20 protein-coding genes are annotated in these 25,612 nt (G+C 69.4%); 8 read left to right on the top strand and 12 right to left on the bottom strand.

The genetic code is table 11. From position 1 onward, the window contains the following. Window positions 1-26: 26 nt before the first annotated feature. The gene (locus tag JNUCC0626_RS39820; RefSeq protein WP_394615822.1) at window positions 27-734 is read right to left on the bottom strand and encodes a hypothetical protein; all 708 of its coding nucleotides are present in this window, start codon (window positions 732-734) and stop codon (window positions 27-29) included. A gap of 215 nt (window positions 735-949) precedes the next feature. Between JNUCC0626_RS39820 and JNUCC0626_RS39825 the strand changes: the two genes are divergently transcribed. Next, a complete protein-coding gene (locus JNUCC0626_RS39825) occupies window positions 950-1,876 on the top strand; it encodes a diguanylate cyclase (RefSeq protein WP_394615823.1) in 927 nt (308 codons plus the stop codon). Between the two features lie 43 nt (window positions 1,877-1,919). Then, entirely contained in the window at window positions 1,920-3,824 is a 1,905-nt protein-coding gene (locus tag JNUCC0626_RS39830; protein ID WP_394615824.1) for a right-handed parallel beta-helix repeat-containing protein, read from the top strand. Here the strand turns inward: JNUCC0626_RS39830 and JNUCC0626_RS39835 are convergent. Both JNUCC0626_RS39835 and JNUCC0626_RS39840 read right to left on the bottom strand, forming a co-directional pair. Further along, entirely contained in the window at window positions 3,814-4,419 is a 606-nt protein-coding gene (locus JNUCC0626_RS39835) for a TetR/AcrR family transcriptional regulator (RefSeq protein ID WP_394615825.1), read from the bottom strand. The genes JNUCC0626_RS39830 and JNUCC0626_RS39835 overlap by 11 nt on opposite strands. Further along, a complete protein-coding gene (locus tag JNUCC0626_RS39840; protein WP_394615826.1) occupies window positions 4,416-5,540 on the bottom strand; it encodes a glycosyltransferase in 1,125 nt (374 codons plus the stop codon). Before JNUCC0626_RS39840 ends, JNUCC0626_RS39835 begins: the two co-directional genes overlap by 4 nt. A 114-nt stretch (window positions 5,541-5,654) precedes the next feature. On the opposite strand from JNUCC0626_RS39840, the gene JNUCC0626_RS39845 reads away from it, so the two are divergent. Then, entirely contained in the window at window positions 5,655-7,778 is a 2,124-nt protein-coding gene (locus JNUCC0626_RS39845) for an ATP-binding protein (protein WP_394615827.1), read from the top strand. Window positions 7,779-7,881: 103 nt separating this feature from the next. Here JNUCC0626_RS39845 and JNUCC0626_RS39850 read toward each other — a convergent pair whose 3' ends face one another. After that, complete coding sequence (locus JNUCC0626_RS39850; protein ID WP_394615828.1) at window positions 7,882-9,003, bottom strand: hypothetical protein; 1,122 nt, start codon at window positions 9,001-9,003, stop codon at window positions 7,882-7,884. Window positions 9,004-9,247: 244 nt separating this feature from the next. Here JNUCC0626_RS39850 and JNUCC0626_RS39855 point away from each other — a divergent pair, with 244 nt between their 5' ends. Beyond that, window positions 9,248-12,190 carry an AfsR/SARP family transcriptional regulator gene (locus JNUCC0626_RS39855; RefSeq protein ID WP_394615829.1) on the top strand — a complete coding sequence of 981 codons (2,943 nt, stop codon included), beginning with the start codon at window positions 9,248-9,250 and terminating at the stop codon, window positions 12,188-12,190. Between the two features lie 413 nt (window positions 12,191-12,603). Here the strand turns inward: JNUCC0626_RS39855 and JNUCC0626_RS39860 are convergent, their stop codons facing one another. The 3 genes from JNUCC0626_RS39860 to JNUCC0626_RS39870 form a co-directional block, all read right to left on the bottom strand. Then, on the bottom strand, window positions 12,604-13,914 hold the full coding sequence (locus JNUCC0626_RS39860; RefSeq protein ID WP_394615830.1) for a DUF2252 domain-containing protein: 1,311 nt from the start codon (window positions 13,912-13,914) through the stop codon (window positions 12,604-12,606). A gap of 267 nt (window positions 13,915-14,181) precedes the next feature. Continuing rightward, complete coding sequence (locus JNUCC0626_RS39865; protein WP_394615831.1) at window positions 14,182-16,182, bottom strand: ArnT family glycosyltransferase; 2,001 nt, start codon at window positions 16,180-16,182, stop codon at window positions 14,182-14,184. Then, entirely contained in the window at window positions 16,179-17,396 is a 1,218-nt protein-coding gene (locus JNUCC0626_RS39870) for a glycosyltransferase (protein ID WP_394615832.1), read from the bottom strand. The genes JNUCC0626_RS39865 and JNUCC0626_RS39870 overlap by 4 nt, the downstream gene beginning before the upstream one ends. Window positions 17,397-17,548: 152 nt before the next feature. Between JNUCC0626_RS39870 and JNUCC0626_RS39875 the strand changes: the two genes are divergently transcribed. Genes JNUCC0626_RS39875 through JNUCC0626_RS39885 form a run of 3 tightly spaced genes read left to right on the top strand, consistent with a single transcriptional unit; the run spans window position 17,549 to window position 21,667 of the window. After that, entirely contained in the window at window positions 17,549-18,217 is a 669-nt protein-coding gene (locus tag JNUCC0626_RS39875) for a response regulator transcription factor (protein WP_394615833.1), read from the top strand. Next, window positions 18,214-19,527: a sensor histidine kinase gene (locus tag JNUCC0626_RS39880; RefSeq protein WP_394615834.1), complete on the top strand. Its 1,314-nt coding sequence runs from the start codon at window positions 18,214-18,216 to the stop codon at window positions 19,525-19,527. Before JNUCC0626_RS39875 ends, JNUCC0626_RS39880 begins: the two co-directional genes overlap by 4 nt. A gap of 55 nt (window positions 19,528-19,582) precedes the next feature. Further along, on the top strand, window positions 19,583-21,667 hold the full coding sequence (locus JNUCC0626_RS39885) for a M6 family metalloprotease domain-containing protein (RefSeq protein WP_394615835.1): 2,085 nt from the start codon (window positions 19,583-19,585) through the stop codon (window positions 21,665-21,667). On the opposite strand, the gene JNUCC0626_RS39890 is transcribed toward JNUCC0626_RS39885, so the two are convergent. Both JNUCC0626_RS39890 and JNUCC0626_RS39895 read right to left on the bottom strand, forming a co-directional pair. Continuing rightward, window positions 21,664-22,143 (bottom strand): hypothetical protein, encoded by a 480-nt coding sequence (locus JNUCC0626_RS39890; RefSeq protein ID WP_394615836.1) that lies wholly within the window; start codon window positions 22,141-22,143, stop codon window positions 21,664-21,666. The two genes, JNUCC0626_RS39885 and JNUCC0626_RS39890, sit on opposite strands and share 4 nt — an antisense overlap. Before the next feature lie 57 nt (window positions 22,144-22,200). Further along, a complete protein-coding gene (locus tag JNUCC0626_RS39895) occupies window positions 22,201-23,595 on the bottom strand; it encodes an LLM class flavin-dependent oxidoreductase (protein WP_394615837.1) in 1,395 nt (464 codons plus the stop codon). A gap of 64 nt (window positions 23,596-23,659) precedes the next feature. On the opposite strand from JNUCC0626_RS39895, the gene JNUCC0626_RS39900 reads away from it, so the two are divergent. Then, window positions 23,660-24,142, top strand: coding sequence for a MarR family winged helix-turn-helix transcriptional regulator (locus JNUCC0626_RS39900; protein ID WP_394615838.1), 483 nt, complete (start codon window positions 23,660-23,662; stop codon window positions 24,140-24,142). On the opposite strand, the gene JNUCC0626_RS39905 is transcribed toward JNUCC0626_RS39900, so the two are convergent. Genes JNUCC0626_RS39905 through JNUCC0626_RS39915 form a run of 3 tightly spaced genes read right to left on the bottom strand, consistent with a single transcriptional unit; the run spans window position 24,139 to window position 25,428 of the window. Then, on the bottom strand, window positions 24,139-24,516 hold the full coding sequence (locus JNUCC0626_RS39905; protein ID WP_394615839.1) for a hypothetical protein: 378 nt from the start codon (window positions 24,514-24,516) through the stop codon (window positions 24,139-24,141). The genes JNUCC0626_RS39900 and JNUCC0626_RS39905 overlap by 4 nt on opposite strands. Further along, window positions 24,509-24,889: a hypothetical protein gene (locus JNUCC0626_RS39910; RefSeq protein WP_394615840.1), complete on the bottom strand. Its 381-nt coding sequence runs from the start codon at window positions 24,887-24,889 to the stop codon at window positions 24,509-24,511. Before JNUCC0626_RS39910 ends, JNUCC0626_RS39905 begins: the two co-directional genes overlap by 8 nt. A 38-nt stretch (window positions 24,890-24,927) precedes the next feature. Then, a complete protein-coding gene (locus JNUCC0626_RS39915; RefSeq protein WP_394615841.1) occupies window positions 24,928-25,428 on the bottom strand; it encodes a class I SAM-dependent DNA methyltransferase in 501 nt (166 codons plus the stop codon). Window positions 25,429-25,612: the final 184 nt, after the last annotated feature.

Here is a 25,612-nt window from a genome sequence, read left to right on the forward strand (position 1 = left end):
CCGAGATCTTCACGCCGTCGTCGTCATCAATTGTGGTCCGCGGACGTACGGCGGCTGTTCAGTGGGAACGACCACCCCTCGCCGCCCTCCAGCGCCTGCCGGAATCCTTCTACCGCAGCAGCCCTGGCCTGTGGGGAAAGATCGCCCGTGCGTTCGGCCAGACGGGTGACGAATTCGACGACGCCGAGTTCGCGCAGGGCGAGGAAATCCGTCAGTTCCGAATCTACTTTCGCCGCCAGGTCATCGTCGAAGAAGTACGCGGGGTCGGAGCCGAAGTGATCCGCGAGCCCCAGGATGTGCTTCAGTCGCGGATTGTCACTTGTATTGCTCAACAATTCACGGATGTAGCTCGCCGAGATGCTGCCGAACTGACCGGACGAGCTGATCGCGGCGGCGACTTCCTCAGGTGACCACGGCCCGCGGTCCGGCGGGTGCACGGCTTCGAAGAGCGTGCTCAACGCCGTCGCGCGCCACCCCGGACGTTCGTTCGTGTGCAGGTCACGGCGTCCGCCGAGGAACGCGGCGGGGTGCACGCCGAGCGCGCCGGCGAGGTCGACGATCGCCTGGCAGGTGGGGTTGTCCTTCACGCCGAGCCGCAGCTGCGAGATGTAGCCGTGCCCGATGTCCCCACCCCGCGATTTCACCGCGGCGGCAAGCGCTACGTTGGTGACCTTGCCTCGGTTGTCGGGCGGGTTGGTGCACAGCTCGTTGAGGACCTCGGCGAACGGCCTCACGCCACACCTCCGCTGGAGCGACTCAGGGCCCAGTGATCGTTCCACTGCTGTGGAACCAAGAGATCATATGACATCACAGGGGTTGAATCCACCTGTCCGTAGTCCTATGATCACACTCCGCCGCTTGCACTGATGTGTCGCGTTTGATCCGAACGACGTCACCTCAGTTGAAAGGGGCAGATCGGGCCGGTCGGAGCTGAAGTCTGGGGGGACTCGTGGCGACTGTGCGAATGGGCTTGCCGGTGGACCGCGGTTCTTTGCGGCTGCACGACGAGAGCGCTCCCTCGCGGTGCGGTTCGTGCGCGCAACCCGTTGGCGCGTGGGCAACTGACCGACTGACGGGCCTGCTGGGCCGCTGGGGCTGGGACGACCAGGCACCGGGGACGTACCGCCGCGCGCAACGCCGGTGGGAACAGGTCGCGTTGCTCATGGTCGACCTCGACCGCTTCAAGAAGATCAACGACGAATACGGCCACCCCGCAGGCGATGTGGTGCTGTCCGACGTCGCCGCCGTGCTGGCCGCCCACACGCGACCGACGGACCTCGTGTGCCGCTACGGAGGCGACGAGTTCCTCGTGCTGCTGCCGCGCACCACGGGCGGTGAAGCCGCATTGGTCGCCGAACGAATCCTGCGCGGCGTGCGCGCGCTGCAGTCCGAAGTCACCACGAACGACGGCCACCACCTGACGTTGCACGGCCAGACGGCGTCCATCGGCGTGGCGGCACACGTGCCGACGGCCGAGGACTCGCTGCTCGACCTGGTCCGCGACACCGACGCGGCCCTGCAGCGCGCCAAGCGGGCCGGCCGCGCGCGCGTTCAGGTGCACGACCCGAGCACGCACACGGCCGAACGCACCGACTCCGCGGCCCTGCACCACCTGCTGGCGTTGCAGGACCTGATGAGCAGCGACCAGCTCCCGCAGGTCCTGGTGGGCCTGTCCGACGGTGCCAAGTCGGCGGAGGAGTTGATCGCGGTGCTCGGCCCGCGCGTGATCATGACGTTGGAACGCCTGCAGGACAACGGCTTCGTGCTCCGCCGCGCATCCCGCTACGAGCTGACGGCCGCCGCCCGCGAGTGGATCACCGACGTGCTGCCCGCCGTCGCCGCGTGGACGAACCGGCACCACGGCCGGGTCAACTAGAACCGCTGTTGTGAGGCCCTGACCACCGGTACCTTCTCGCTCCGTGCGGAAAGACCTGCGGGCCCTGCTGCGATCTGCCCACCACGGCGACGTGATCGAGCTGCCGCCCGGCCGCTACGAGGGCGAGTTCGTCGTGGACAGCCGGATCGAACTGCGCGCGCAGGACGGTCCCGGCACCGTCACCCTGTTCTGCGCCACCGGCACCACCCTGATGTTGCTGGCCGAAGCGACCGTCCGCGACCTGACGATCATCGGCAACGCCTGGGGTCACGCCGCCGTCGAAGTCTCCGGCCCGGTCCGCCCGAAGATTGACAACTGCGTCCTCAGCGCACCCGGCCACACCGCCGTCCGGGCGCGCGGCGGTGCCCGGCCGGAGGTGCTGGAGTGCCGGATCGGCCCGGCGGCGCACGGCGTGCGCGGCGAGGCCGGCGGCGAGTTCTGGCAGTGCGAGTTCACCGACGTCGCGCTCGCGTCGGTGGTCGCCGCGTTCGGCGCCCACTTCGACGTGGCGAACTCCCGGTTCGTGCGTCAGGGCGGGCACGCGGTCGTCGTCGAGAAGGGCGCCATGCTCTCGTTGCGGGACAACGACTTCGAGTGCGGCCCGGTCACCGCGATCAGCTCGTCCGGGCGGCTCGACCTCTCCGACTGCACGGTGCACGGCGGCGACGGCACCGCCCTGGAGATCGAGGACGGCCTGCTGCGCGCGGACCGCGTTCGGGTCGACGGCGTGGGCGGCGAGGGCGTCCTGGTCAGCGGCGGCGAAGGGCTGCTCCGCAGCTGCCGGTTCACCGGCACGCACGGCCCGGCGGTGTGGATGATGGGCGGCCGCGCCAGGTTCGAGCGGTGCGAGGCGATCGACTCCGACCGCGACGGATTCCTCGTGGTGGCAGGCAAAGCGGAGTTCGACCGGTGCGTCGCGCACAACAACGCCGGCAAGGGTTTCTCGCTGCTGCAAAAGGTTTCGCTCGACTCCTGCGAGTCGTACGGCAACGGCGTCCGCGACGACCTGAGCAGACCGGCGGCCGTTTCCCTTTCCCCTGACGGAGAAGTGCTCCGGCTCGTCGGTCCGGACGGCTACCGGAGCGTGCAGGAGGCGGTGAGCGCCGCGGCCCCCGGCGAGGTCGTCGAGATCGAGCCGGGCAGGTACCCGGAGAACGTCCGCGTGGACGTTGCGATCGAACTGCGCGCCATGGCCCAGTCGGGCAGCGCCGCTCTCGCCGCGACCGAGAAGTACGTCCTCAGTCTCACCGGCGACGCCACCCTGCGCGGTCTCGCCCTGTCCGGGGACGTCTGGGTCTCGTCCGGCACGTCGGTGACGTTCGAGAACTGCGACCTCACCGACGGCACCCTCCACAGTGGACCGGGGAGTGCCCTCGTCTTCCGGGACTGCCGGCTGAGCTCCGAGGTGATCGCCGGAGGGGCGCTGACCATGAACCACTGCACGATGACCGGCGCCCACGGCGTGCGGGTCGCGCACGAGGACAGCGTCGCCACGATCCACGACTGCCGTTTCGTCGACGTGGAGAAGGCGATCGTGCTGGCCAGAGGCCGGTCGGACATCGCGGAGGTGTCCGTGCACGGCGGCTGCGGCGCGCTGGAGGTGTACGAGGGCGTCCACGAGATCTCCAGGCTGACGGTGGACGGCGTGACCGGCACGGGCATCGAGATCTTCCACGGCACGGGCACGTTCACGGACTGCGCGGTCACCGGCGCCGGCGGCCCTGGTGTGATGGTCATGGGCGGCACGATGACGTTCGAACGCTGCCAGACCCTGAACGGCACGCTGGCGGGGTTCGAACTGGCGGGTGGCACCTCGACCCTCACCCGATGCGTCGCCAAGGACAACGCGCGCGAGGGCTTCGTCCAGTACGGCGAAACCCCCGCGACGCTCGTCGAGTGCGAGTCCACCGGCAACGGCCGCGCGGACCTGCCGCCGCTCAGTGCGTGAACATCGTGATGGCCTGCTGGGCCAACCACTTCTCGGCGTCGTCCCAGGACCAGCCGCACTCCTTGACCAGCGTCCGCCAGGCCCCGAAGCCGAAGCAGAACCACAGCACGTCCGTGGCCCGATCCACGTCGACCCGCAGAAGTCCTTTGCTGTCAAGGTGTTCCGCCGCCTCGCGCAGCGCCAGCCGGTAACTCCGGGTGCTGTGCTCCCACAACGCCGCCCCGTCCTCGTGCACCGGGAACGCCGCGAACAACACCTCGATGACCTGCTGCTCGCTCTCGTTGCCCATCCGGGTGCCCTTGGCCAGCACGGTGAGCGCGGCCCCGACCCCCTCGGTCTCCCGAATCGCCCGGGTCACCGACGCCGCGTCACTGCGGGCGATCGACTCGCTGACCACCTTGTGCAGGATCTCCGACTTGCTGCCCGCGCTGGTGTACACCGTCTGCGGCGCCACCCCGGCCAGCTTGGCGATCTCCGCGACCGTGACCCGCGCGTACCCGTTGGTGGAGAACAACTCCGCGGCCGCCCGCAGGATGTCCCGCCGGGTGTCGGCGGCATCCTGCGCACGGCGCGGCGAACGGTAGGACCGAGTCATGGACCAGCTTCCAACTGCGCGGCCACCTCGGGCGCATTCGGCATGGCGGCGATCTCCTTGGCCACGGTGACGACGTTCTCCCGAATGCTCGCATCCCCGAGCACCCGCCGCACAGCCTCCACCACCGCGTCCGGCGTCTGCTCGGGCGGTGCCAGCGCCACCCCCACCTGAGCCGCCGCCACCCGCTCGGCCTGAAAGAACTGGTCGGCCCCCTGCGGCAACACCACGAGCGGCACCCCCTTCATCAACGCGGCGGCGGTGGTCCCCGCACCCCCGTGCGTGACGACGGCGTCCACGCCGTCCAGCAGTTCCTCCATCGGCGTGAACCCGACGAACCGCACCCGTTCCCGGTCGACGTCGAACTGCTCGGCCGTCGCCGCCAGTCCCAACGTCACCACGACGTCGACGTCCAGTTCGGACAGAGCCCTGACCAGCGGACTGAGCTTCGCCGGGTCGCTGAACCAGGTCCCGAACGTCACGAGCACCCGAGACCGTCCGCTCACCGGCACACCTTCGCCCCGGACCGCGCCGGGCTCCCGGAACGCCTCGGGGCGCAGCGGCAACCACCCGGCAGGCTGCTGCCACTCGTCGGCCCGCATCGACGCGGGCCACGTGTCGAGCAGCCAAGTCCGCTCCCGCCAGGGCAGCCCCCGAGCCTCGTGGCGGGTGCGCGCCAGACCGTTCATGGCGTCGGTGAACACCGGCGGCAACGGCGGCCCGAACGCCAGCGTCGCTACCGGCACATCGGCGGCGGCAGCCACCAACGGCCCGACGAAGTCGCACAACTCGGCCACCACCAGATCCGGCCGGAACTCCGCCGCCACGCGCAACGCCTCGTCCGCGGTCAGGTCGATCCGCGTGCCCGCGAAGAACTCCGCCACCGACCCCGGCGTGGGCGCGGACGCGGGATCGGCCCCGGTCCGCCGGGCGACCTCGGCGAACAACACGTCCGGCAACGGCCCGGCCGGCAGGTGTCCGAGTCCCTGCGCCGCGATCACCGGTGCCATCCCCGCGGCCGTGAGCACGGCGACGTCGTGCCCGCGCTCCTGGAAGGCGCGGGCGAGCGGGAAGAGGGGCAGCAGGTGACCGTGCTGAGGAACGCTGGAGAAGAGGATCCGCATATTCATCAGAGTACTCATCTAACGAATAAGGGCAGTGTCGCCTGGATCACGCCCCCGGTGAGCGGATGTTTGGAAGCGGAGTAAGTCGTAGCTTGGTCGCAGGGGTGATGCCGGGTGGCCAGAGTCGAGAACGCCGTGACCGGGGGTGTGCGCGGGAACGTGGTGCAGACCGAGTCCATCGGAACGGTGAACGTCTATTCCGGACCATCTGGAAACCAACAGGTGCCTCGACAACTACCGCCCGCGCCGCGGGTGTTCGTCAGCCGCGCGGACGAGCTGACCGAGCTGCACCGGTGGTACGAGCGCGAGGATCAGCAGCTGCTCGTCGTCGTCAGCGGGCCGGGCGGTGTCGGCAAGACGTCTCTCGCGTTGAGATGGCTGCACGACACGCGCGACCAGTTCCCCGACGGTCAGCTGTACGTGGACCTCGGAGCCCACGCGGAGGCGGCGCAACCGGACGAGGTGCTGGAGTGGTTCCTCGACGCGCTCGGCGTCGAGGTGGTGCCACCGCAGTTGCCGCAACGGCAGGCGCTGTTCCGCACTCTCACGGCGGACCGGGCGTTCGCCATCCTCCTCGACAACGCCGCCAGCGCTGCCCAGGTCAGGCCGTTGCTCCCGGCCTCGTCCGGCTGCGTCGTGGTGGTGACGAGCCGGTGGCGGCTCAGCCCGCTCGGCATGGACGGCGCCCGGTTCATCGAGGTCGACCCGATGGACGTGCGCGACTCGGTCGAGTTGCTGGAGCAGGTGGTGGGGGAGCCGAGGCTCGCGGTCGAGGCCGACGCCGCCCGGGAACTGGCGCGGTTGTGCGGCGGGATGCCGATCGCGCTCGGGGTGCTCGGGGCGAGGCTGTCCCGGAGGCCGCGGCGCACGCTGGCCAGGGAGGTCGACGAGCTGAGCGCGGAGAACCGCAGGCTCGCCGGCCTCGACCTGGGCGGGTCCGCGTCGGTGAGCGCGGTGCTCGACCTGTCCTACGTCGACCTGCCACCCCGGCAGGCGCGGCTGTACCGGCTCACCTCGTGGCATCCCGGTGCCAGCTTCGGTGTCGGGGCCGCCGCGGCGATGCTCGCGGACGACGTCGGTGAGGTGGAGGACGACCTCGACGATCTGGTGGAGAAGAACCTCCTCATCGAGATCGGTGACGACCGGTTCCGCTTCCACGATCTGCTGCGCCTGCACGCGCGTGGGCACGATGACGCCGATCGGGAGGAAGCGATCCATCGGGTCGTGGAGTTCTACCTCGACAAGGCGGTGATCGCGGACGCGGCCGCGATTCCCGGACGGCCGCGCGTTGGCCTGAGGTTCAAGTCGGCCGACCCCGACGTCTTCGGCTCCCGGGCCGAGGCGCTGGACTGGCTCGACCACGAGCGCGACAACCTCGTGCAGGCGTTGCGCGCCGCCGACGGCAACGGCTGGCCGGACCTCGTCTGGCAGCTCGCGGAGGCGATGTTCGCGTTGTTCCAGCGGCGGCACCACTACTCGGACTGGCTCTTCTCCCACGAACTCGGCGTGCGGGCCGCGCAGACGTGCGGGGAGCAGACCGCGGAAGCCAGGCTGCGCAACCAACTCGCCGTCGCGTTCCGCAACCTGGGCCGTCTCGACGAGGCGACCGCCCAGGTCCGCGTCGTTCTCGAACTCGCCGGCGACCACGACCTCGGCAGCCGGGCGACGGCGCTGGTGCAGCTCGGCCACACCTACCGGCTGAAGGGGGAGTTCGACATCGCGCTGCGGTACTTCCGCCAGGGCGTGGACGTCGAGACCCGGCACGGCCGGGTGCGCGGCATCGGTCTCGCCCGTCGCCGCGTCGGCGAGGTGCTCGTCGAGATGGGGTGTCTCGACGAGGCCATCGCCGAACTCGAGGCCGCGGAAGCGTTGCTGGACAACGCGGTCGACAAGGCGCGAGCCCGGATGTTCCTGGCCCGCGCGATCTCGGGCACGGGTCGTCACGACGAAGCCTCGGATCTCGCCGAGAGCGTGCTCGCCGACGTGCGCGACGCCGGGTCACCGTTGCACGTCGCCGACGCCTTCGAGCTGCTGGGCGAGATCGCCGAACGGCGAGGCGATCTCGTGCGCGCTCGTGACCACCACAGCTCCGCCCTGGCCTGCTACGGCGAATCCTTCGACCCCAGCGCCGACCGCGTCCGGGCCAGGCTCGCCGCGCTGGATCGGCACGACGACGAGCGAACACCCGACGTACCGCCCCAGCAACAGCCCGGCGACCGCGAGCGCGGCGGCCGCTGACCTCTCCGGCGCGGCGAGCAGCACGTCCGCCAGCGTCCACCACCTCGGCGCGGCCCGGTGGCCGTGGACGAGCAGCACGCCGTCGCGTCTGACCACTCCCTCGTCAACGACCATGGCGCACCGGCGAGATCGGCACCGCGTGAGCGGGCTCGGAGATGCCGAGGAGCCGGTACAGGGCGGTGCGCAGGATCGTGGCCGACCGGTCGAGGCGGGAGCTGATGGCGGCGGCGAACCCCGGGACGGTGACGGCGTCGGCGAGGTCGCCGGAGTACCGCGGCACGGCCTCGCTGATCGCGTGCGCGAGGCTGCCGGGACGGACGTCGGGACAGGTCGCCAGCAGGACGCGGGTGCCGACGGCGGCGGCGTACTGCGTCGTGGAGCCGTGATCGCCGATCACGACGTCGCTCGCGATCACCGTCGCGCGCCAGCCCTCTTCCGGCGGAACGACGATCACGTCGCAGTCGGCGAGCCACGACCGCACCTGCCACGCACCGTGCGCCGCCCAGATGTTCGGGTGCAGGACCGCGGCGACTCGCGCGCGCCCGGCCAGTTCCCGGTAGAGCTCAGGACGTTGGTAGAAGGTGGATTCGGCCGTCCACGTCGAGCTGATAGTGACGAGCGGGTCGCCGGGCTCGACACCCAGTGCCCTGCGGTACTGCTCGCGGAACGGCAGGCTGGCCCGCATCCGGTCGAGGCAGATGTCGCCCGCGACGACAGCGGCGGGCAGGGCCTCGGGACAGGACGCGGCGAGCGCCTTGAGCTCGTCGTCGTGGGACAGCACGATCGCCGACGCCGGCACTCTGCCGTCGCGCACGAGCAGTTGCCGGTCGAGCCCGTGCACGGGGCGAGCGGTGCGTCCGGCCGCGCGCACCCGCCGGCGCGACTTCATCGCGCCCGCTCCGTGCGGCAGCACGAGAACCGGTCCCGGCGCCCGGTCGATGAACCGGTAACTGGCCGCGAGCACGAGGTCGAACCGGTGCTGCAGGGCCATTTCCCACGGGATCACCAACCCTCCGGCCGAGGTGACGAACCGCAGGGTGTCCGCGTCCGGCTCCGGCAGCGTGAAGTAGGTCTGGACGCGGAAGTCGCTGTCCAGCAACGGCAGCAGGTCGAGCAGGCGGGTGCCCGCCACCACGCTGGGCACGATCACGAGCACCTTGCGGCATCCCGGCACCGTGACGCGGTGCTCGCCTCCCGCGCCGAGCGGGGTGGTCAACCAGTTCATCCAGGCCTCCATCGGTCGAGTTCGACGAGAAGACCGTCCCGTGCCGAGTGTTCATCGAGCTGTCAAAAGCTCTACTCGCACTTCAACGCACTGCTGATCACGTCTCGTGTCCCCTTCCGATCGCAATTCACGTCCAAATGTCAATGGACTGTCACTGAACTGTCATATTCGGCCGATTGAGTGCGTTGCATTGCTGCTGAACTGGGAGGACACTCTTTGGTCGGGGATGCGAGGGGTGGCGCCGGTGACAGCGCGATTCACGATTCTGGGGCAGACGGGGATACGTGTCGGCGAGGCGATCGACACGCAGTGGGGTCCGCTGAAGCTGCGGGCCGTGCTCGGTGCGCTGCTGGTGCAGCCGCAGGTGCCGATACCTGCGGCGGAGCTGGCCGACTGGGTCTGGTCCGACGACGGCGAGCTCCCGTCCAGGCCGGAGCAAACCCTCTACCTGTATTCCTCGCGCATCCGCCGCGCACTCGATTCCATGCAGGACCGAGTGGAATTGGTGGTCGCGAACGGAACCTACAGGCTCGAAGTCGCGCGCGAACACGTGGATTATTTCGTGTTCCGCGATCAGGTGGAAAGAGCGCGTGCGCTGGTGCGTCGCGGAGATCATCAGCAGGCGTTGGACGCCATTCGCGGCGCATTCTCCGTCTGGCGTCATCAGCGTCCGCTGGAGGACCTCAGGTCCGTGCGGGCCGACGCCTGGCGGCACCGCGCCCGGCTGAACGTCCAACTGCCCGCCTACGACCTCCTGTGCGGTGAGCACCTGGTGCTCGGCAACTACGCCGAGGCCCTGGAGGTGCTGGACGACCTCGACCACCACGAGCACCCCGCGTTGCTGAAGCGCCGCCTGGAGACCCTCTACCGGCTCGCCCGCACCGAGGAGGCCACGGAGCTGTTCTTCAGCGCCTACAAGGGTTTCAAGGCCGACGTCAACGAGGGCGCGGCCAACGACCTGCGCGAGTTCCACGACCGCCTGAAGGAGAACGGCGTCGCCGGAACCCGGTCGCGCACGGGAACAGCGGGCGTCCTGGTGCCGGAACAGCTCCCTCTCGACGTGCCGACGTTCGTCGGTCACGAGGAGAAGCTGACCGAGCTGGACGCCGCTGCCGGGCAACCGGGTGTGGTGATCGTCGACGGGCAGGGCGGCGTCGGCAAGACCGCTCTCGTCGTGCACTGGTGCCACACCCGGCGGCAGAGGTTCCCCGGCGGTGTCCTCTTCGCCGACCTGCACGGGTTCTCCGACGGAGCGATCGTGGCCGCGTCGTCCGTTGTGGACAGATTCCTGCAGGGGCTCGGTGTGCCGCCGGACCGCATCGCGAACCCCGAGCACCGGACCGCGAAGTTGCAGACCGTGCTGTCCGGGCGTGCAGTCCTCGTGGTGCTCGACAACGTCCGCGATCCCGCGCAGATCCGGTCGCTGCTGCCGCTGTTCTCGTCGAGCGTGGTCGTCGTGACGAGCCGGTCACGCCTGTCTGGCCTGGCGGCTCGCCTTGCGCCGCAACGGATCTCGGTCGACCCGCTGGGCGTCGACGACGCGGGCGCGCTGCTGGTCGACCGCATCGGCGAACGCGTCCGAGGGCGTGCGGAGCTGACCGAGTTGGCGACGGCGTGCCGCGGTCTCCCGATCGCGCTGAAGGTGCTCGCGAACCACATCGCGACCCGGCCGTCGGTGCCGCTGGAGGACTTCGTCAAGCACTTCCGCGAACGAGGTGTGCTGGCCTTCGACGCCACCGACGGCCCGCGCGCCGTGTTCACGCAGTCGTTGCGCGCCTTGGCACCCGAGGCGAGCGACCTGTTCCGCACGATCGGCGCGCACCCGGGCCCGAGCCTCACCGTCGGGGTGGCCGCCGCGATGTCCGAGTTGCCCCGCCGCAGGGTGCACGAGGCGCTGGACGCCCTGGTCGAGGCCCACCTGCTGGAGCAGGCGGGCGCGCTGGACCGCTTCAAGCTGCACGACCTGCTGCGGGAGTTCTCCGCAGGCCTGCTCGAGGACGAGGACGAACGGCGGGTGATCGAGGTCCGCATGCTCGACCACTACCTGCGCACCGCCGAGCACGCCGACCGGATCATGTTCTCGACGATGGTCAGGGTGCCGACGCGGGAGAGCGACCAGGACGCCGGCGCGATCGAGTTCGAGAGCGCGGCGGCCGCCCGGAACTGGTGCGGCGCGGAGGCGCAGAACCTCCTCGCCCTGGTGCGCCTCGCTTTCCACGCCGGGCACTACGAGCACGCCGTGGCGATCCCGCAACTGGTCGGCCAGATCTGGTTGCGGGAGGGGAACACCGCTGAGGTGTTGAACCTCCTGCACGCCGGGCTCGCCGCCGCGAAGTTCCTCGGCGCGTCCGCTGAGGAGGAAACCTCCGCGCTGTTGCAGCAGATCGGTTTCACCTATCTCCTCCGGCAGGAGTACGGCCCTGCGGAACACCACGTGCACCTGGCGCATTTGGGTTTCGCCCGCGCCGAGGGCGATCAGTCACTCGCGATAGCCGTGTGCCTGCACACCGGAGCCAGGATATTGGTCGCCACCGGCAACGTCCTCATGGGAATCGATTCCCACGAACGCGCGCTGGCGATGTTGCGTCAATCCGGGACCAATGCCCCGAGCATGGAGATCGGTTTTCTCTACCGCGCGGGCGAGGCGTACCAGAAGGCGTTCGAATACACCCGCGCCGCCACCTATTATCGACAGTCGCTTTCCCTGGCTCGCGAAATTCAGGACGAGGCTTCGGAAGCCACCGCGTTGTACCTCCTCGGAGTGCTCAGCTTCGCGCGTGAGCAGACCGCCGAGGCACGCGAACTGGGGGAAGCCGCGCTGGCCAAGTACGCGCGCCTGCGGGCCGTCGGCAAGGCCGGGGAGGCGTGCGCGTTGCTGAGCGAGGTGGAACTGGACGCCGACCGGCTGTTCGAGGCCAAGCAGTACGCACGTCAGGCAATCCGGTTGTGCGGCAGGGCAGGCGCGGCTCTCCACGAGGCGACGGCGTTGCACGTGCTCAGCCGCATCCTCGTGCGGCAGGCCCGGCGCGACGGGGCCGTCGAGGCTTTGGAGCGAGCCCACGATCTCCTCGTGGACCTGGATGCAGGTCGTGCAGAGGTGGTCGCGGCAGAACTGCGGGACCTTCAGGTCGAGGTGGACTTGCCCGTCGCCCGTTCCAGCTCACCGGTTTGGGATCACGAACGCTGAATTGCTGGATAATTTCTACTGTCAGCATCTAGTTGATTAGTCATCTTCACGGTCGTGTGTCGCCCGAGTGGCGCAGTCGGTTGACTTTGGAGCTCTTCTAAGTAAGGCTTTCGCTCCCGCAGGGAATCTCCCTGAAGAACCCCGACTGATCCAGGAGTACAACCCTTGAGCTCGTTGGTGCGCCGATGGCTGCTCGCGTTCGGCATGGTCGCAGTGGGCGTTGTTTTGGTCTGTGCCAATTTGACACCGACGAAGTCGGTTGCCAGCAGATTCTGGATTGACAACGTCGAGCAGTCAGGCCCGGTGAACTAGTCCCGCCGACGCCAGGTGTCCCCCGCACCTGGCGTTCAGCGGAGTTCGATTCCCGAACGGGCGCGCCGTGCGCCCGTTCGGGAAGTCGGCCGGCGACCGTCCTAGGCCGTCGCGCCGACCCCCTTGATCCGCCCGTCCCGGAACGCGTCCACGAACAGCCGGTGGTCCTCCCGCGTCTGCCGCGCGTAGTCCAGCGCGAACTCCACGATCGACGCCACGAACTCGCTGTCGCGGTCCCCGATGGCCGCCGCGATCGCCTCCTCGCACTGGAAGTCGACGAGGGTCTGCGCCGAGTCCGAGTCGGAGACGCAGTGCATCTTGGCGGTGGCGCGGCCCAGGTAGTCGAGCACGGGCAGCATGTCGGCGGGCTCGGTGAGATCCGACCAGTCGAGGTCCGCCTCGTAGGGCGAGAGTTCGGCGACGACGTAGCCGACGCCGCCGATCTGGGTGTGGCCGAGCCACGGATCTGCGTGGGCCTGGAGGGCTCGCTGCGAGACGGCGGTGCGGTGGCCGTGGTCGGTGAAGTACTCGCGGATCCGGGCGTCCGGGACGATGCGGCTCGGGGCGGCGATGTTGGCCTGCTTCATGGAGAGGACGACGTCGTTCTCCAACGCCTGGGAGCGGCCCTCCACCAGGATGTTGTAGGCGTGCAGGCCGGCCGAGCCGATGCCGAAGCCGCTGCGGCCGACGATGTCCTTGACGGCGTAGGTGCGCGAGGACGCGCGTTTGCCGGTGGGGATGGTGTCCAGGTAGGACTCGTAGGCCTCGGATACCTGAGCCAGGACGTCCGACGAGAGTTCGTGGGTGCCGTCGCGGTCGCGGCGGAAGCGGCGTTCGTAGTCGACGATGGAGGTCTTGTCGTCGAGCAGGCCGATGCGGGTGGCCAGACGGGCTCGTTGCAGGACTCGGTGCAGGGCGCCTTCCGTGCTGTCCAGGCCCAGGCTGAAGAGTTCGTCGCCGGGGTGCTCGGCGAACGTGCGGACCTGCGCCACGTAGGACAGCAGGTACGTGGTGATCAGCTCGGTGATCACGGCGTCGGGCAGGGCCTTGCGCCAGCCGAGCAACGCCATGGAGGCGGCGAAGCGGCGGAGGTCCCAGGTGAACGAGCCGAGGTAGGCCTCGTCGAAGTCGTTGACGTCGAAGACGAGGGTGCCTTCGGAGTCCATGTAGGTGCCGAAGTTCTGGGCGTGCAGGTCGCCCTGGATCCACACGCGGCTGGTGCGGTCGTCGGCCCACTCGTCCGGCAGGTCGGCCATGTCGGCGTAGAACAGGCAGGCGCTGCCCCGGTAGAACGTGAACGGTTCGGCCGCCATCTTGCGGAACTTGTGCCGGAACGCGGCGGGGTCGGCGGACATGAGGTCGGCGAAGGCCTCTTCCAGCACGTGCACGATCTGGTCGCCGCGGTCGGTCATGGGTGCCCCTCTCTCCGGGTGCGAATCCCAACACGGCTGGGGGCTGCGCGAGGCGTGCGCATGCAAATTTCGTCTCCGGTTCGGCGTGCGTTGGGGTGCGAGGCCTCGCAAAACGGAAGAGCGAGCAGGAATCGAGAAGCTCCGCGCACGACCCGCGCCTAACGTCGACGGCGTGTGCTTCATGTTCGGTGCGAGCGAGGAACAGGTGCGCCGCGTGCTCGAGGAGGCGCGGCAGCACACCGGTGAAGAGGAGCCGGGCACTGACCGTCACGCCCGGCACTCCAGCAGCTTCGAGCCCGACGAACCGCCGTAGGCGCTCGGGTCCACCTCGGAGCAGTGCGAGTTGATCCACTCCTGGCGGCCGTTGTCACCGCGGCCGTCAGGTCCGCGCGCCCCCATCCGGTCGCCCGTGCCCAGGACGTACTTGAGCCTTCCGGAAGCCACCCACGACTCCAGTTGGTCGACCGACGGCGCGTTGTCGGAACCGGAGAATCCGCCCATGCCGATCACGACCTCGTCGGTGCCCATGATGAACGGCGACGCCATCTGCGCGGACCCGGCCACGGCCAGGGTGATCTCCGCGCCACCGCCGTTCTCCCTGGCGTAGGCCAGGATTCGCCGCTGCTCGTCGGTCAGCTCACGACCACCCGGCGGCGATCCGACCTGCGGACGCGCGGGCCGGTTGCCGTCCTGCGGGGGTTGCCCGCCGGTGTAGAGCTGCATGCCGCCACCGCGCTGCATCGGCCCGGCCGCCGGCATCACGCCGTTGGTGCTGGACGTCGCCGCGGTCGCCGACGACCACACGGCAGGCACCAGCAGCACCGCGACCAAGGCCGTCACCAGACCGGTCCGGCGCAGTCCGGCCAGCAGCACCACGACCGCCGCGAACGCCACCGCGAGCACGGCCCACCGCAGCCAGCCGTGCCACGACGGGTCGCGTGAGACCACCACGAACGCCCAACCGGCCGTCAGCGCCACCGACAACGGCAGCAGGAACCGCACGAAACTCCTGGCCCGCCAGAACATCATCAGCCCGGCGGCGCTCAGCGCGGCGATCGCCGGAGCCAGCATCGTCGTGTAGTAGGGGTGGAAGATGCCCTGGGCGAAGCTGAACACCACCGCCGTGATCAGCAGCCACCCGCCCCACAGGAACCAGCCCGCGCGTTCGGCCGCGACACCGGGAACGCCTCGGCGCCACCGCAGCACACCCGCCACCGCGACGACGAGCAGGACCAGCAGGCTCAACGGCAGCAGCCACGAGATCTGGCCGCCGACCGAGGCGTCGAACATGCGGGTGGCACCGGGCTGGCCGCCGAACATCGCGCCACCGCCGGGACCGAAGAACTCGACAGGGCCCTGGCCGGTGGGCGAGGAGCCGCCGGGCACAGCGCCTGAAGGCATCCCTGAAGGCGGCCCACCACCCCGGTTCCCACTGCCCCCGAACACCCGCCCCAGCCCGTTGTACCCGATGATCAGGTCCCAGGCCCCACCGTCGGTGCTCCCTCCGATGTACGGCTTCGACCCGGGCCAGAACGCGTGCAGCGCCACCCACCAGAACGAAGACACCACCAGCACCCCGGCGGCAGCCAGCAGATCAAGAATCCGCCGCCGCCAAGCCCCGGAAGTCCCCACCAGATAGGCCGGACCGAATGCCGGCACCAAGATCCAGGCCTGCAACATCTTCGTCAGGAACCCGCACCCGACGAAGAAAGCACACCACAGCAACCACTTCGTGCGAACTCGCGGCTCGACCGACTGAACCGACCGCGTGAACGCATAGGCGGCCGCGACCAACAACAGCACCAGCAAAGTGTCCGGGTTGTTGTCCCGGTTGATCGCCACGGTGATCGGCGTCAAAGCGAAGATCAACGCCGCGAGCAACGCCACCTTCTCGTCCGCCCACAGCCGGACGGTCCGGTGCAGCAGGAACACCGCCGCCACACCCTCGACGACCTGCGGCAGCAACACCGCCCACCCGCTGAACCCGAACAACCACACGGAAACCGCCTGCGGCCACAACGCCATCGGCGGCTTGTCGACCGTCACCACCCCGGCCGGGTCGAACGACCCGAACAGGAAGTTCGTGAACGACGTCGACATCGACTTGGCGGCGGCCGAGTAGTAGGAGTTGCCGACCTGCCCACCCCAGATCGCCCAGCCGTACAGCACCCCGGCCAGCACGCAGATGCAGACCAGAGCCCAAGCAGGCCAACGGGAACGTGACACCACACCCGCGGCAGGCAAAGCCACTGAAGCAGTGGCGGTCATCGAACGTCCTTTCGTTCGGTCCTGCGGAACACCCAGCTCCGCAACAGGAAGAAGCGCCCCACCGTGCCCAGCGCCGAAGACCCGAGCAGCACCAACAGCTCCAGCGAACGAGGCGGCGAGGCGGAAACCGCGTGCAGCACGAGCAACGCGGCCGAGGTGAACGCGTAGTACAGCCCGAACACCACGAACCCCTGCAGATGCGTTCTGCCCCGGGAAGCGTTGCGGGCGGTGAAGGTGAAGCGCCGGTTCGCCTCGGTGTTGAACAAGGTCGTGATCACCAACGCGGCCAGGTTCGCTCCCAACACAGGCCACCACAGCCGGAAAATGCCGTACAGAGCCAAGTTCGCCAGAGTCGAGATCACCCCGATCACCGCGAACGACAGCATCTGCCACGAGAGCCCACCGGAACTGCGGCTCAGCACGGCGTCCGGGTGGATGGCCCGCGGCAACGGTCGCTGCGGCAGCCCGGTGACCAGCGCCGTTCCGTTGGCCTTGGCCCGGGCCACCCGGATCAGGCCCTTGATGTCGTCCACCGCCGTCCGCACGACGTCGACCCGGCTGTCCACGTCCTCGACCCAGTCGACGGGCACCTCGTGCACCCGCAACCCGTTGTGCTCGGCCAGGAGCAGCAGTTCGGTGTCGAAGAACCAGGCGTCGTCGGAAGCCTGCCCGAGCAACGGCCGGACGACGTCGGTGCGCGCCGCCTTGAACCCGCACTGCGCGTCGCTGAACTTCGCGCCGTGCGTCAGCCTGATCAACGCGTTGTAAGCACGCGAAACCAGCTCACGGCGAGGCCCGCGCACGGTCCGGGACCCTGGGGCGAGCCGCGAGCCGATCGCCAGGTCCGAGTGGCCGTTGAGCAACGGCGCCACCAGCGGCAGCAACCCGTCCAGGCCGGTCGACAGGTCCACGTCCATGTAGACGACCACGGCCGCCTCGCTGGCACCCCACGACTCCCGCAGGGCCAGTCCACGACCCTTCTGGTCGAGGTGGTGCACCCGGACGCGCTCGTACTTCGAGGCGAGGTTCCAGGCGACCTCCAACGTGCCGTCGGTGCTCGCGTTGTCGACGACGACGATCGACCAGTCGAAGGGGAACTGCTCGCTCAGGAACGCGTGCAGCACCTCGACGCAGCCGGGCAGCGCCCGTTCCTCGTTGTAGACGGGGATCATGATGTCGACCGTCCCCGTGGCCTGTGCGGTGCTCACCGTCATGCCATCTCCGTTCCACTGTGGACACAGCTGTGACCGTTGTGAAACCGAGCCTGCTGATCCTTCTGTGAGAACGTCCTTGGGTTGCGCTGAGAGAATCGTGAGAGCGCGAATGCACAGGTGGCTCACAGCGAAGCGCCCTACCGTCTTCGAGCATGAGACTGCTCGTGGTGGACGACGACCCCGACGTGCGGGACAGTCTGCGGCGCAGCCTCGAGTTCGAGGGCTACGAGGTCACGACCGCCGCGGACGGTGCCGAGGCGCTGCCGCTCGTGACGAGCGCCGACCTGGCCATCCTCGACCTGATGATGCCGAACCTGGACGGCTCGGAGGCGTGCCGCCGGATCAGGGCCGCGGGCGTCCGGCTGCCCGTGCTGATGCTCACCGCCCGCGACGCGCTGGGCGACCGCGTCACCGGCCTCGACGCCGGCGCCGACGATTACCTGGTCAAGCCGTTCGCACTGGAGGAACTGCTGGCCAGGGTCCGCGCGCTGCTCAAGCAGAACCGCCGCCGCACCACCACCCCGCCGCTGCTCAGGTTCGCCGACCTGAGCATGGACCCGCAGGCCCGCGAGGTGCTGCGCGGCACCGTCAGGCTGGACTTGACGCCGACCGAGTTCGACCTGCTCGCGGTGTTCCTGAACGACCCGGACCGGCTGCTCACCAAGAAGCACCTCAAGCACGCCGTGTGGGGCAAGGACCAGGGCACCAACCTGCTCGACGTCTACATCGGCTACCTGCGCCGCAAAACCGAGTCCGGCGGCCGCCCGAGGCTGCTGCACACCGTGCGGGGCATGGGTTTCATCCTGCGCGAGTCACCGTGAGGAGCCCGGTCCTGTTGCGCGGCAAGCTCGCGCTGATCACCGCGTTCGTCGTAGCGGTCGCGATCGCGGGCATCAGCGTCGTCACCTGGATCGCCACCGAGCACAACCTCCGCTCGCAGCTCGACCAGTCGTTGCTGGCCAGCATGCCGCCGCCCCGCATCAAGATCCGCTGCGACGACCCCGCGCCACCGCAGGGACTTCAGCAGGTCCTGCAGGGCATCCAGACCCTGAGCCTCGATGGGCACACCTGCGCACCGCCCGGCGTCGACCCGGTCGTCACCACCGCCGGCGATCTCATCACGACGCCGACGTTCCGCGACGGCGTCACCGAAAGCGGCGCCCCGGCGCGGATCCTCATCCAACCGATCGGCACCGGTGACGTGCTGATCCTCAGCCGCAGCACCGCCGAGATCGACAGCACCCTCACCACGCTCGCCGGCGTCCTGGCCGCGGTGTCGATCCTGGGCGTGCTGCTCGCGGCAGGCGCCGGACTCTGGCTGACCCGCCGCGCCCTAGCCCCGATGGAACGCCTCACCGCCGCCGCCGAACACATCGCGCGCACCGAGGACCTGACCACCCCGGTCGAGGTCGACGGCAGGGACGAGGTCGGCCGCCTCGGCCGCGCGTTCACGTCGATGACCGCCGCCCTCGCCGAGTCCCGGCGACGGCAGAAGGACCTGGTCAACGACGCCGCGCACGAGCTGCGCACCCCGTTGACCAGCCTGCGCACCAACATCGACCTGCTGGTCCGCAGCGAACGCACCGGGAGACCGCTCCCACAGCGCACCGAGGTCCTCGACCGGCTCCAGGCCCAGACGAAGGAGTTCGGCGACCTCGTCACCGAACTGGTCGTGCTCGCCAGGGACGACCGCGAACTCGCCCAGGACGACGTCGAGGTCGCCGAGGTGATCGACAAGGCGGTCCGGCGCGCCCGCAGCCGTTCCCGCGACCACTTCTTCGACGTCGACCACGAGCACTGGTCCGTGGTCGGCGACGCCAACGCGCTGGAACGCAGCGTCCTCAACCTCCTCGACAACGCCGTGAAGTTCTCCCCGCCGTGCTCGACGATCACCGTCCGCTCGAAACCCGGCTGGCTCACCGTCAGCGACGAGGGACCGGGCGTGCCGTTCGAGCACCGCAACGCCGCGTTCGAACGGTTCTGGCGCGCCCCGGACGCCCGCCGCCTGCCCGGATCGGGGCTGGGCCTCGCGATCGTCGCCGACGTGGTGGCCGTGCACGGCGGCAGCGTCCGGTTCGAACCGAGACCGCGCGGTGCGTCCGTTCGCGTGGATCTGCCCGAATTCCGTTGAGCGGCAGACGATCGACGGGTGTTTAGCACCACCCGTTCTGCACCACGGTGTTGGCATGAAGCGCACACACCGGCGCCCTGCCTTGCTGATCACCGCGCTCCTCTCGATCGCGATGGTCAACGTCGGCAACTCCGCCGCCGCCCCTGCCGATCCCGCGAACCACTGGCAGTACGACCACTGGCCGCAGCAACAGCCGTGGCAGCAGACGAGAGACTCCGCGCGCGTCCTGTCCCAGGCGGGGTTCCCCGGCCCGATCGACCCGCAGAACTGGGTCAACCCCGACCACATGACGTGGGAGAAGGACTACAAGAAGATTCCCGGTACGAACTGGGCCGACCCGGCGGTCAAGGGCTCGGTGCGCAACTTCAAGGGCGCGCTCGTCCTGCTGGACTACCCGAACCAGCCGTTCGTCGTCACGCAGGCCAAGAACTCCACGGTGTTCGGCAACCCGAGCGCCGAGGCCGCGAACGTGCCGCGCGCACAGGTCGGGCAGTTCTACCAGGACTTCCTGAACAAGCCGAACGGCCTGAACCGCGGCCACACCGTGCACGAGTACTGGATGGAGACCTCCGGCGGGCGCTACGGCGTCGAGCTGAAGGCGTTCGGCCCGTACACGATGCCGGGCAAGGACCACGAGTACGCCATGGAGTTCCAGGGCGGCACGGCCTGTCCGGCCGGCGACAACTGCAACCGCAACATCCGCACCGACGGCCGGGCGGCGTGGGTCGCGGACGCGGGCGCCGAGGTCCCCGCGGGCTACGACTTCATCTACTACCTGTCGGCGGGCCAGGACGAATCGGGCACCTGGCAGGAGTTCGGGATGATGAAGTTCCGGACCAAGGAGGACGTCACCGACGACTTCGGCCCGCCGGACCCCGCGCTGCCGAACTGGTCGAACACCCGGTACGTCGACTGGACGTCGTGGGCCGCGGGCTCGTCGATCTGGCCCAACGCCGGCGGCGGTTCGTCCACCCAGGCCGAAAGTTCCGGTCAGGGCGTCTACGCGCACGAGCTGAGCCACATCCTCGGCATCGGCGACAACTACAACAACCCGTACGGCAACCCGCCGCGCCGTGACTACAGCGGCCCGTGGGACATGCTGTCGCGCGGCTCGTTCAACGGCCCCGGCGGCCCGCACTCGCGCTGGACGATCCCGGCGACCGGCGGCGGTTCCCTCGGCTCGCAACAGACCTTCCGCAACCGGATCAAGCTCGGCATCATCGACGAGAAGAACGTCCTGAGGCTCTCGCGGGAGGCGCTGGCCGGTTCCGGCACGGTCATCGCGAAGATCACCGCCCGCGAGGTCAGCCCCGGCCTGAACGGCCTGACGGGCATCAACCTCGCGCTGGGCACCGGCGACAAGACGCCGTCCTGCAACGTCTCCACGAACCCGTTCTGCGACGGCGGCGGCTACAACAACTACACGCTCGAGGTCGTGGACCGGATGGGCGCCGACTCGTTCACCCCGGACTCCGGTGTGCTGCTCGCCAAGACCAAGAACGCCGACGCGGCGCCGTTCACCTGGGTGATCGACGCGAACCCGCAGGACATCGGCATGACGGACTACGTGCTGCCGGACGGCACGAAGGTCCCGATCACGGTCGGCGACTACCGCCAGCTCTCGGACGCGTTGTTCCACGCGGGCACCAACTCCGGCAGCGAGTTCGAGTTCGTCGACACCGCGAACCGCCTGCACTTCTACATCTTGGACGTGCAGCGGGACGCCCGTGGCGTGCTGGCGTACACCGTGGCGATCCGGTCGCTCGACGGCGCCGGACCGCAGCAGCGCGGCGTGCGGGTCAACCCGACCTCGGCCCGTGCCGACTCGTCGGGCGTGGCGACGTGCAAGTTCCCGCTGACCAACACCGGCCGTGCGGCGACGCCCGGCGGTCAGCACCCGGAGCCCGTCGACCAGTACCTCGACGGTGACGTCTACCGGGTGAGCGCGAAGGCCGAGAACGGCTGGACCGTCTCGGTGCCGAACGCCCTGGCCACCGCCAAGTTCGGCGGCAGGGTCGACGTTCCGGTGCACGCGCAGCGGGGCAACGGCCCGCTCATGTCGAAGGTGACGCTGACGGCCGTGTCGGAGAGCAACCCCGGCAGGTCCGCGACGGCCACCTGCACGGTGGTCGGCCGCTAACGAGGACGGCTCCGGACCGGCCTGCGCCGGTCCGGAGCCGGACGCTCCTGCGGGGGTACGGGCCCTGAAGTCAGCATCACGAAGCAGGCCAGCAGCACGACGGTGCCGCACGCGATCCACGTCAGCGTGCGCACCGCGGACACCGGCGGGATCACGCCGATGCTGAACAGCAGCAACGGCAGGCCGAGCGCATAGCAGACCCCGGCCGCGAACGTCCGGCCGGAGCCGTTGAGCAGCAACGGAATCGCGGCGATCGCGGCCAGCACGGCGAACACGAGCCACGCGTACGTCATACCGGTGTGCAGCGCGATCGTGACGTCCAGGCCGTCCTTCGCGCGGATCGCGGACTCCGTGTCGGCCGCGTGGCTGAATCCGGCGGCGGCTCTTCCTCCCGCGAAGACGGCTGTGAGCAGCAGCGACGCCCCCAGGATGGTACGACCGCGGCGTACGGGATCGACTCGCTTCCTGGTGTCCACGCACCCCAGTCTGTTGGCAGTGGACGGTCGCGCGCCGCCGCACACGCCGAAGTGCACTCAGTGGTGGTACGCGATGCGCGCCATCGGTTCGAGCAGTTCACCTTCCTCATAGGACAGATGCGACAGCAGGGTGTCGGTCAGCAGGTCCACCGACTCCTTCACCTCGGCGATCCGGTGCGGTTCCGCGACCGTCGCGACGAGGGCGGCGTCCAGGCGTTCGAGCACCTCGTGGATGACGTGGTGCTCCTCGGTCAGCCGGTCGAGCACGGGACCCAGCCGCCCGTCGCCCTGGCGGAGTTGCGGGTACAGGCTCGTGTCCTCGAGCGTGTGGTGGATGGTGACGAGACGGCAGTAGCTCTCGCAGTACGCGCCCATCGTCCAGTTGTTCTGGCGCATGGTCATCGTGTTGATCTCGTCGCGCGCCTCGCCGACGTCGATGATCCCCGCGGCGGCCTGGTCGACGATCGACCTGACCTTCTTCAGCTCGTCGCGCAGGTGGTTGTGGACGCCGACGAGCTGCCGGCCGAGCGCCCGGCCCGAAGCGGTGTAGACGGCGTCCGCTTCAGGCGCCGGTGCTTTTGGGCGGGTCGACTCGTCCCACGGGAGCTTGCTGCCGCGTTCCTTCTGCACGATCTCGCGCACGGCCGGAGCCGTCTCCTCGGCGAACGTCCGCAGCTCGGCCTCGGTGTTGATCATCGCGATGAACCCGCTCATGCCGTCCTGGAGGGCCAGTTCGGCGAGTTGCTGCGGCGTGAACTCGCTGCCGATGTTGTAGATGCGGCGGATGTCCTTGGGGGAGCGGCCAGCGTCGTGTGCGGCTTCGTCGATGATCGCGTTCATCGCCTTGAGCTGCTCCGGTGGCGCGTACGGGCTCGACGGCAGCCAGCCGTCCGCCGCGCGGCCGGTGAGCTGGAGCATCCGCTTCTTGTAGGCGCCCAGCCAGACGCCGATGTCGTGCGCGGGGAACGGGCCCGGGCGCGCGCCGTTCAGCGAGTAGTGCTTGCCCTGCAGGCGAACCCCGCGGCCGGGCGTCCACAACGCCCTGATCACCGCGATGGCCTCTTTGAGCGCCTCGACCGACTCCGGCGGGGTGCGGTGCGGGCCGCCCATCGCGGCGATGGCGTCCCAGAAGGAGCCCGCGCCGAGCCCGAGCTCGACACGTCCGCCGCTGATGATGTCCAGACTCGCCGCCGCGCGCGCAAGGACGGCCGGTGGCCGTAGCGGCAGGTTCGCGACGTTAGGGAACACACGCACGTTGGTAGTGGACGCGGCGATGACGGACAACGACGTCCACGTGTCGAGGTTCGCCGCGTTGTACGGGTGGTCCTGGATGCTGACGAGTTCCAGTCCTCGCACGTCAGCGGCTTGCGCCAGGCGGAGCGTGGTGCCGAAGTCGTCTGCCCCGGGCGGGAGGAACACCCCGAACTCCAGGGGGTGGCCGTAGTCTGTCATGCCGAAAGTATGCCACGCAGATGTTCTGTTTGGCAGACGTTCTGTGGTGGCTATCATTGGTTGGGTGACCGCGCTTGAGGACGACTTCGGGTGGACCCTCGGTGTGGTGTTCCGCGCCTACGTCAAGGCGACCAACCAGGCGGTCGGCGATCTGCCCGGCGGCCACCGCGGCTACCAGATCCTCACCGCCGCCACCCGTGACCAGCCCGAGAGCCAGTCCGCGCTGTGCGCTCAGCTTGGGATCGACCGCACGGTCATGACCTACCTGCTGGACGACCTCGAACGCGCGGCGCTCGTCGAACGCCGGCCCGCGCCCACCGACCGGCGGACCCGGCTGGTGGTGGCCACCGAGGTCGGCCGGAAGCGGTTGACCGAGCTCGACCTGCGGCTGGAACACGCCGAGGCGCACGTCCTGTCGAGCCTGCCCAGTGCGGACCAGGCGACGTTCAAGGAACTGTTGTGCCGCCTCGCCGGTCACGTGAACGAGTTGGACCCGGTGCCGAGCGCGTGCCAGGTCGTGCAGGACATCGCCGCGAGCACGCCCTAGGGTCCCGTCCTCCGCAACCACCACAACCCGAGCACGGGCAGCACGAGCGGGATGAACCCGTAGCCGATGCCGAAGAACGACCACACCGTGGCGTCCGGGAACTCCTGCGGCACAAGAAGACTGGCCGCGCCGACGAGCAGCACGCCCGCGAGTTCGATCGAGCACGCGACCACCGCGATCCGGCGCCCACCCCTGGCCAGCGCGACCGTCGCGAGCACGTACACCAGCGCGGCGAACGCCGACAGCACGTACGCCACCGGCGCGTGCTCGAACCGCGTGCCGATCTGCACGGCCGACCGGGACGTCGCGGCGAGCGCGAAGATGCCGTAGACGGCGATCAGCATGCGGCCGGGACCCTCGCGCAGCTCAGGCATGTCCGGCCCAGATCTGCCCGAGCCGCAGGATCATCACCGGCACGCTGAGGCACGCCACCACCAGCACGCCCGCGCTCCAGCGGGTGCGTTCACCGCCCGCCCACGCGACCCCGACCGGCACGATCACCAGCGGCCCGAGCAGGTACCCGACGAACGACCACGTCTGGATCTCGCGGTCGAGCCCCGGCAGCGCGGCGAGCCCGGCGACGGCCTGCACGAACAGACCCACCTCGAGCACGGCCAGCGTGCCGACCAGCCCCTTCGTCAGGGGTGTCAGCGGCAGCAGGGCCTTGTTCAGCGCGATCAGCAGGCCCGCGTAGGCGGCACCCGCGAGCGCGAGGACGGTCAGCACCGTCGGCAGCACGTCGATCATGAGGCTCTTCCGGAAAGCGAAGGGGACTACCCCGGAATCTAGCTGACCAGCAGGTACCGCTCGTCGTCGATCTCCCGCCCCACAACGCGGGGTCGTCCAGCCGCGTGACCTCGGCCTCTCTTCCCGTGCCCAGGACGAGCCGCCGGCACTCGTCTGCGGTCAGCCCGGCACCCGTCGACCAGCGCCCCTCGACGAGCACCAGCCGTGTCCGCGGTTCCCGGCTCGTACGGCGGCTTCGCGGCGTCGCCCTCGGTGAACTCGGCCTCGACCCCGGCTGCTTTCGCCTTCGCCCGTGCCGCGGCGACCATCCGTCCGGACAGGTCGACCCCGCTCACCCGGTGGCCGGCCTGCGCGAGCAGCACGGACAGGCTGCCGGTGCCGCAACCCAGGTCGACCACTCGCGTTTCTGGTTTCGGCATCAGCGGGACCAGCAGTCGGGTCCACGCCTCGCGCACTGCCGGGTCGAGCAGTCCGTGGTCAGGCTCCTCGTCGAACGTCGCCGCGTGCCGGTCCCAGAACTCGCGCACCTCGCTGGTCATCCACCCAGCCTGCCGCACCGCACCGACGGTCTCGTCGCACTCGCCCGACCGTGATCAGGACCGTGCCCGGTTCCGGCCCGGTATTGACATCGCTCCCATCTGCGAACAACCATGGAAGCGCTCTCATAACCGGTCTGGACCAGTTCTCGGAACGGAGTGCACCGACCTCTCCTGCGGTTCCCGG

It is taken from the genome of Lentzea sp. JNUCC 0626 (genome assembly GCF_043632865.1).
Classification (GTDB): Bacteria; Actinomycetota; Actinomycetes; order Mycobacteriales; family Pseudonocardiaceae; genus Lentzea.